The organism is Thermoclostridium caenicola (assembly GCF_900142095.1).
GTDB classification, from domain to species: domain Bacteria; phylum Bacillota; class Clostridia; order DSM-8532; family DSM-8532; genus Thermoclostridium_A; species Thermoclostridium_A caenicola.
Window position 1 is genome coordinate 21,731 of record NZ_FQZP01000038.1, and the last position, 7,519, is coordinate 29,249.

The 7,519-nt window shown below is 39.1% G+C and carries 11 protein-coding genes; 8 read left to right on the forward strand and 3 right to left on the reverse strand.

Annotated features, from left to right (window positions below):
- Position 1 precedes the first annotated feature (1 nt).
- From F3H12_RS09735 to F3H12_RS09765, 7 genes are read left to right on the forward strand one after another with little or no spacing between them, the layout of a single operon-like run.
- Positions 2-862 (forward strand): nucleotide-binding protein, encoded by an 861-nt coding sequence (locus F3H12_RS09735; protein ID WP_065820954.1) that lies wholly within the window; start codon positions 2-4, stop codon positions 860-862.
- Complete coding sequence (locus F3H12_RS09740; RefSeq protein ID WP_065820953.1) at positions 840-1,724, forward strand: ATP-binding protein; 885 nt, start codon at positions 840-842, stop codon at positions 1,722-1,724. Before F3H12_RS09735 ends, F3H12_RS09740 begins: the two co-directional genes overlap by 23 nt.
- Complete coding sequence (locus tag F3H12_RS09745; RefSeq protein ID WP_074365487.1) at positions 1,721-2,542, forward strand: MBL fold metallo-hydrolase; 822 nt, start codon at positions 1,721-1,723, stop codon at positions 2,540-2,542. Before F3H12_RS09740 ends, F3H12_RS09745 begins: the two co-directional genes overlap by 4 nt.
- 40 nt (positions 2,543-2,582) lie before the next feature.
- On the forward strand, positions 2,583-3,308 hold the full coding sequence (locus F3H12_RS09750) for a ZIP family metal transporter (RefSeq protein ID WP_199179145.1): 726 nt from the start codon (positions 2,583-2,585) through the stop codon (positions 3,306-3,308).
- Positions 3,309-3,363: 55 nt separating this feature from the next.
- A complete protein-coding gene (locus F3H12_RS09755; RefSeq protein WP_149679139.1) occupies positions 3,364-4,212 on the forward strand; it encodes an Mrp/NBP35 family ATP-binding protein in 849 nt (282 codons plus the stop codon).
- Positions 4,209-4,682: a C-GCAxxG-C-C family protein gene (locus F3H12_RS09760; RefSeq protein WP_149679140.1), complete on the forward strand. Its 474-nt coding sequence runs from the start codon at positions 4,209-4,211 to the stop codon at positions 4,680-4,682. The genes F3H12_RS09755 and F3H12_RS09760 overlap by 4 nt, the downstream gene beginning before the upstream one ends.
- Complete coding sequence (locus tag F3H12_RS09765; RefSeq protein ID WP_118475431.1) at positions 4,675-5,034, forward strand: NifB/NifX family molybdenum-iron cluster-binding protein; 360 nt, start codon at positions 4,675-4,677, stop codon at positions 5,032-5,034. The genes F3H12_RS09760 and F3H12_RS09765 overlap by 8 nt, the downstream gene beginning before the upstream one ends.
- Before the next feature lie 132 nt (positions 5,035-5,166).
- Here the strand turns inward: F3H12_RS09765 and F3H12_RS09770 are convergent, their stop codons facing one another.
- Together F3H12_RS09770 and F3H12_RS09775 are read right to left on the reverse strand one after the other, a co-directional pair.
- Positions 5,167-5,730, reverse strand: a complete 564-nt coding sequence (locus F3H12_RS09770; protein WP_149679141.1) for a chromate transporter — start codon at positions 5,728-5,730, stop codon at positions 5,167-5,169.
- Positions 5,727-6,308, reverse strand: coding sequence for a chromate transporter (locus F3H12_RS09775; RefSeq protein ID WP_065820948.1), 582 nt, complete (start codon positions 6,306-6,308; stop codon positions 5,727-5,729). The genes F3H12_RS09770 and F3H12_RS09775 overlap by 4 nt, the downstream gene beginning before the upstream one ends.
- A gap of 104 nt (positions 6,309-6,412) precedes the next feature.
- Between F3H12_RS09775 and F3H12_RS09780 the strand changes: the two genes are divergently transcribed.
- Positions 6,413-7,279 (forward strand): LysR family transcriptional regulator, encoded by an 867-nt coding sequence (locus F3H12_RS09780; RefSeq protein WP_065820947.1) that lies wholly within the window; start codon positions 6,413-6,415, stop codon positions 7,277-7,279.
- A gap of 129 nt (positions 7,280-7,408) precedes the next feature.
- Here the strand turns inward: F3H12_RS09780 and F3H12_RS09785 are convergent.
- A partial coding sequence (locus tag F3H12_RS09785; RefSeq protein WP_149677403.1) for a transposase occupies positions 7,409-7,519 on the reverse strand: 111 nt, incomplete at its 5' end.

The following is a 7,519-nucleotide window of genomic DNA, read 5'->3' on the forward strand; positions in this document are numbered from 1 at the left end:
TATGAAAATAGCTGTGCTAAGCGGCAAGGGGGGAACGGGGAAAACGCTAGTGTCGGTTAATTTAGCTGCGGTAGCCAAAACATCAACCTATATAGACTGTGATGTTGAGGAACCAAATGGACATCTATTCTTTAAGCCCAAGGATATCATTGAAGAAGAAATTTCAGTTAAAATTCCAAAGGTGGATGGAAATCTATGCAGCGGATGCCGAAGGTGTGTTGAATTTTGCAAGTTTAATGCTCTTGCCTATATAAAAGAAAAACTGATAGTATTTGAAGATATTTGCCACTCTTGCGGTGGATGTATCTTGCTTTGCCCTGAAAAGGCATTGACAGAGAAAGAAAAGGTTATCGGCAGAGTGCAAAAAGGTACTTCAGAGCAGGTGACAGTATATACCGGGATATTGAATCCTGGTGAACCTTCAGGGATACCCATAATAAAAAAGCTGCTTGATGAGAATGAACATGAAAGAAGCAAGACGATATTTATCGACTGCCCTCCTGGAAGTGCCTGTATAGTCATGGAAAGCATTAAGGATGCAGACTACTGTATATTAGTAGCTGAGCCTACATTGTTCGGAGTTCATAACCTTAACATGGTATATGAACTGGTCAAGTTATTTAATAAGCCGTTCGGAGTGGTTTTAAACAAGTGTCTTGACGGTGAAAATCCGTCGGAAAAATTTTGCATAGAAAAAGGCATTCGGATTTTAGGCCGAATACCTTTTGATAATGAGCTTGGATCATTGAATTCAAATGCAGAAATTGCTGTAAGGAAAAGTGAAAAATATCGTACAATCTTTTCTTCTTTGCTGGAGGACGTGAAAAAGGAGGTGCATCATGAAACAACTTCTGATTCTTAGTGGTAAGGGTGGTACCGGAAAGACAACCATAGCAAGCGCGTTTATCAAGCTATCTAAGGCTCGCGCTTATGCTGATTGTGATGTTGATGCACCTAACCTGCATCTTATAACAAAGCAAAACTCCTTGCCAAAGAAAAGAGACTATTATGGCTTGCCGAAAGCCGAGATAGATACAGAGTTGTGCATAGAGTGCGGACAATGCAGGCAAAACTGCCGTTTTGACGCTATTTCAGCAGATGGAAAATACAAGGTAGATCCTTTTGCCTGTGAAGGCTGCGGGGTTTGCGAGCTTGTTTGCCCTGTTGAAGCTGTGACTTTAAAACCTGCTGTAGCTGGTGAACTGCTGTTATATACAGAAGGAGAAAAAGTATTTTCTACAGCGCAGCTAAAAATGGGCAGCGGAACCTCCGGAATGTTGGTTACCGAGGTAAAGAAGCAAATGAAGTCAGCAGCCGCTGATGTGGAGTTTGCCATTATTGACGGATCTCCCGGTATAGGCTGCCCGGTTATAGCGTCTTTGAGCGGTGTTGATATGGTGTTAATTGTGGCCGAGCCATCCATATCCGGAATTAGTGACATGGAGCGGATTATAAATACAGCGACGAAATTTGGCGTAAAGACGGCGGTATGTATCAATAAGTTTGACACAAATATGCAAAACACAGAAAAGATAGAAAACTTCTGTAAAGGTCAGGGAATTAGCCTTATGGGTAGAATACCCTTTGATTCGGACGCGGTAAAAGCAATTAATAATGGGCAGACAATTGTTGATATAGTCTGTGCCTCAGGTGCAGCAGTGAAAGTAGTTTTTAGCAAGACAATGGAGCTGCTGTTTGAAGAAGGTGGTGGGCTGAGGTCATGATTATCAAAACATTAGTTGAGAATACAGCGCTATCCAAAAACTTCGGCAGCGAACACGGACTTAGCCTTTATATAGAAGCAAATAGTCGCAAAATTCTTTTTGATGTTGGTGCTAGTGAATTATTTCTTGAAAATGCAAAGAAACTGAATGTAGATATCTGTGAGGTTGATTATCTGATTATTTCGCATGGACATTATGATCATGGTGGCGGGCTAAGAGCTTTTTTGCGTGAAAACACAAAAGCCGAGATATTCCTACACCGACTGGCATTTGAAAAATACTATGCTTTGCGTTCGAATGATGAACCGGAGTATATTGGTTTGGATGAAGAATTGAAGCAAAACAGGCGAATTGTATTTACATCAGACCGTTTCTTTGTCAGCAAGGGGGTTCAAGTGTTCTCAAATATTACCAGGAAGGAACCTCTACCAAAGTCAAATGACAGTTTGCTTATGAAACAAGACGGCAAAATAGTACAGGATACTTTTGCGCATGAACAAAACCTCATTATAGAGGAGGCAGGAAAGACGCTTTTGGTAACAGGCTGCGCCCATAATGGTATTGTAAATATTCTTGAATACTTCCATGACTTAAAAAGACGTATGCCTAACTATGTGATAGGTGGATTTCATCTTTCCAGCCGTTCTGGCGGAAACGAGGCCCATGAAATGATAGATAGAATTGGTAAATACCTGGTGGATACAAAAGCAAAGTTTTACACATGTCATTGCACTGGTCTGGAGCCTTATAAAAGGCTGAAAACTATTATGGGTGATAGCATCGATTATCTGTCAGCAGGCAGTGAAATACACATATGAATTATTTGATAGTGGTGCAAATCAAGGGAGATGAATGCCTGTGAAAGATATTAATACATTTATTTTTATTTCTGCTTTTGCAATGGGAGCAATGATAGTAAACAGTTTGGGAATCTGGACTCTTTATAAAAATCGCGAATGGGCAGAAAAAATTAAAGACTATTGTATGTGTTTTGCTGCGGGAATACTTATCTCTTCCCCGCTGATAATGACTTTACCTCAAGCTATACAAAAAACCTCCTACGCAGGATTTACTGCGCTCGCAGGATTTTTATTTATGTATTTCAGCAATGAGATCATCAAATACAAAACAAAGCAAAAAGAACTGGCCTTTGGCATAACTGCAATTGAAGGTATCTTAATTCATTCACTTATAGATGGCGTTGTATACACAGTTACTTTTAGTATCAGCACAGTAGTTGGAATTCTTACTGGAGTTGGGTTGGTTGTTCATGAGTTCGCCGAAGGCGTTATAACTTTTTCAATGTTACTTAAAGGTGGATATAGCACAAGGAAAGCTGGGATTTATGCTTTTCTTGCAGCAGCATTAACAACTCCTATCGGTGCCTTTATAGCATATCCAATTGTTCAACATCTTAGTAACAATGTTTTAGGACATATGCTTGGATTTGTTGCTGGTGTTTTAATATACGTTTCGGCATCGCATTTATTGCCTGAAGCAAGGGATTATGAGAAAAAGCACTCTACCCTAGCATTTATATTGGGAATTGTTTTCGCACTGCTTATTATGTTTACCGAACACTAAAGTTATTACAGCATAACAACCATGCATGAAAAATATACAGGAAGGAGCTAATATTATGAGCGAAAATTGCAACCAAAGCTGCAGCAGTTGCTCGGAGGACTGCGCAGAAAGAAAAGAGAAGAAAAATGATTTCTCCGTGAAACCACATGAAATGAGCAGCATTAAAAAGGTTATTGGTGTTGTCAGTGGTAAAGGAGGGGTTGGAAAGTCACTGGTAACTTCCATGCTAGCTGTTACCATGAATAGAATGGGTTATCATACCGCTGTTCTGGACGCTGATGTAACCGGGCCTTCTATTCCTAAGGCATTTGGTATCAAGGAAAAAGCCACAGGAAGTGAATTTGGCTTATTCCCAGTTAAAAGTAAGACAGGTATTGATATCATGTCTGTTAATTTGCTTTTAGAGAATGATACCGATCCAATTGTGTGGAGAGGACCCCTGATCGGAAATATGGTAAAGCAGTTCTGGTCAGATGTTATCTGGAGCGATGTGGATTTTATGTTCATCGATATGCCACCGGGCACCGGCGATGTTCCCCTTACTGTATTTCAATCCATTGCTGTTGATGGGATCATTGTTGTAACTTCGCCTCAGGAGCTTGTATCCATGATTGTATCAAAAGCAGTCAGGATGGCTGAAATGATGAATATTCCTATCGTTGGTTTAGTAGAAAATATGTCCTATTTTAAATGTCCGGATTGCGGTAAGGAACACAAAATTTTCGGCGACAGCCATATTGACGAAATTGCCGAAAAGCATAATTTAAAAGTGCTTGCTAAGCTTCCGGTCAACCCCAAAATTTCTGCCGCCTGTGATAAGGGTATGATAGAACTTTTTGACGGCGATCGGCTTGATCCGGTGGCAAAAGTATTGGAGGAAATCATTGAGGAAGATAATAAATGAGTGCACATTCAGATTTGGCAAGAAAATTGTTTAAAAAAGGCTACAATTGCTCTCAATCTGTTTTTGCTGCTTTTTGTGATGAAACGGGGCTGGACACGGAAACAGCATTAAAAATTGCATCTTCTTTCGGAGGAGGTATGGGTAGGTTGCGGGAAGTATGTGGTGCTGTGACAGGAATGTTTATGGTGGTCGGCATGAAATATGGTTACACAGATCCATCCAGCAAAAATGCGAAAGCAGAACATTATGAGCTAGTTCAAGATTTGGCAAAACAATTTGAAAATGAAAACGGATCAATCATATGCAGGGAACTGTTAGGTATTTCAATTAAGCATGATAAACCTATACCCGAGACCAGAAATGATAATTATTATAAAAAGCGGCCTTGCGCAGAACTTGTTGAGCAAGCTGCAAGGATACTTGATGAATATATTCAGAGTAAAAGAATAGAGGAGGTCAACTATGATTAAAATTGCTGTAGCAAGTGATAACGGAATGGTGACTGAGCACTTTGGACATTGCGAAGGGTTTATAATTTTTGACACCGAAAACAACAAAATTGTTAAAAGTGAAACCATCGCTAACCCCGGGCATAAACCTGGATTCTTGCCTAATTTTCTTGCCGATCGTGGAGTAAATGTCATCATCAGTGGTGGTATGGGAGGAGGTGCAGTTGACATTTTTAATGAAAGGAACATTGAGGTTATTGTTGGGGCAAGAGGTGATGCCAAAGCAGCAGTAGAAGCATACCTGCAGGGTTCTCTTAAATCTACTGGTTCTGTTTGCCATGAACATGAGCACCACGATGAATGTGGAGAATGAAACAGGACTTTGAATTATAATTTCCTATACTTGAATTGTTCCGGCATTATTCCTATGTCGGAGCAATTCATTTTAGGAGAGTTTCCAACATCAATAAACTATTCTTTATATAATCGTAGTTTCATTTTCTACCTATATCAACAAGTCAATTGCTCCACCGATAATGCCTGATCCGAGCATTACATAAATAGGATTCGGTTTCCACTTCCGTAAAATGAAAATAGCCACAGTAAATAATAAAACAGAAACCAAATTGATTGTTAGAGGATTTGTTGAAAAGCCATCTTCTCCCCATACAACCAGTATAAAAATCGACAACCCTGCTGATGCAATCAGCGCTACTATGGTAGGTCTTAGACCAGACAATATTCCTTGTACAACGGTCAACTCTTTGAATTTAAAGTAAATCCATGCCAGGAGTGAAACAATGACACAGGATGGGAAGATACATCCAATAGTCGCAACAATCGCTCCTGGAATGCCGGCAATCCTAATTCCCACAAATGTGGCTGAATTGATGGCAATGGGTCCGGGTGTCATTTCCGCAATAGTAATGAGGTCGGTAAATTCCGTTAATGTCAACCAATGGTGCAAATTAACTACTTGATTTTGAATCAGCGGCATTGCAGCCATGCCACCACCAATGCTAAACATGCCGATTTGAAAGAAACTCCAAAAAAGTTTTAATAGTATCATTGTGGATCACCGTCCTTTTGTACTTTTTTCATTTGAATCAGAATCTTTACCGCTCCGATACACCCACACACTAAAATAATATACATAACATTAATTCCAAAGAAAAATGTGGAAATAAACGCACCAACCATAACAATCACAGATACTATGTCCTTTTGTTTAAAGACATTACTGCCGAGACTCATAACCACATCTGCAATAACAGCGGCAACACCGGCTTGCATTCCTTTTAGAACCGCATTTACTACAGTGTTATCGCGAAATGCAGTGTAAAAAATTGAGATAATAGAAAGAGTTATAAAAGGTGGTAATATTGTACCCAGAATCGTTACCAGGGCACCTGATATTCCAGCAACACGATACCCCAGCAGTATCGCTGCATTGACTGCAACTGCTCCGGGTGAGGATTGTGCAATTGCTGTTAAGTTCAGCATTTCTTCCTCCTCAATCCATTGCAAATCATCTACAAATTTCTTTTTCATTAATGGTATAATGACGTATCCTCCACCAAAGGTAAAAGCGCTTAAGTAGAAGGTAGACGCAAACAATCTTCTGTAAACGTGTTTTTGGTTTTTCAAGTCATTGACCTCCTTTTAGTTTATTATAGAACTTGATAGATTATAAATAAAATAGTATTATTATATAAAGTTCATAATGTTTTTGTTATAATTAGGAGGCGTCAATGACATTAAGGCATCTCAAAATATTTGTTACTGTATGCGAAACCGGTAGTACAACTGCAGCCGGAGAAAAGCTGCATATTGCGCAGCCTTCTATAAGTCTTGCAATATCAGAGCTTGAAGATTATTATGGGATAAAACTATTTGATCGCATTGCAAAGAGACTCTATATCACAGAAGCTGGAAAGAAGTTTCTTCAATATGCAACACATATTGTAGGACTTTTTGAGGAGATGGAAAGGGAAATCAAAAACTTTGATGCAACGGGAATCATCCGTATTGGAGCAAGTATTACCATCGGAAACTATTTATTACCAGGCTACATAACCCGGTTTAAGAAAATTCATCCTCAAATGGATGTTAAGGTAATCATAGATAACTCAGAAAAAATCCAACAATATATTTTATCCAATCAGATTGATATTGGGCTGATAGAGGGTATTGTATATAGCCCTTATATTGCGGAGCATAAGTTTCGGGATGATGAATTGGTAATGGTCTGCGGGAACGCGCATCCCTTTGCTAATCAAAAAAATGTTGAGATTTCAAAGCTTCAAAATGAAAGTTTCATTTTAAGAGAATCAGGAAGCGCTGGACGTGAAATTTTTGACAGTACTATGACCTCGCTCGGAATAAAAATTCTACCTGCTTGGGAGAGTACAAGTACTCAGGCAATAATAAGAGCAGTGCAGGCAAATTTAGGTATTTCTGTGTTGCCTTATTTATTGGTAAAGGACTCTCTTAACCGTAAAGAAATCAGTCAGTTTCATATAGATGGGATACGTTTTCAAAGAAGTTTTTCTGTCATTTACCATCAAAATAAGTTTTTAACGGAGAGTGCAAAAGACTTTATTGCACTGTGTAAATAAAAAAAACACCGCTTCAGTACAAAAACTGGTTCTACGTCAATTGTTGGGGTGGAACTAGTAAAATGAAGTAGCTTATGCTTTGTTGGCAGATGATCAATTTTGGTCATCTGCCAATTTTGAATATAAGAGCTAAGCCATAACATGAAGTATCCTGTTTCTGAACCTTGTGAAATTTCTTATCCCATAGGCATTTCGTTTGATCACTTTAATCTTGTTGTTGACACCTTCCGTGAAACCATT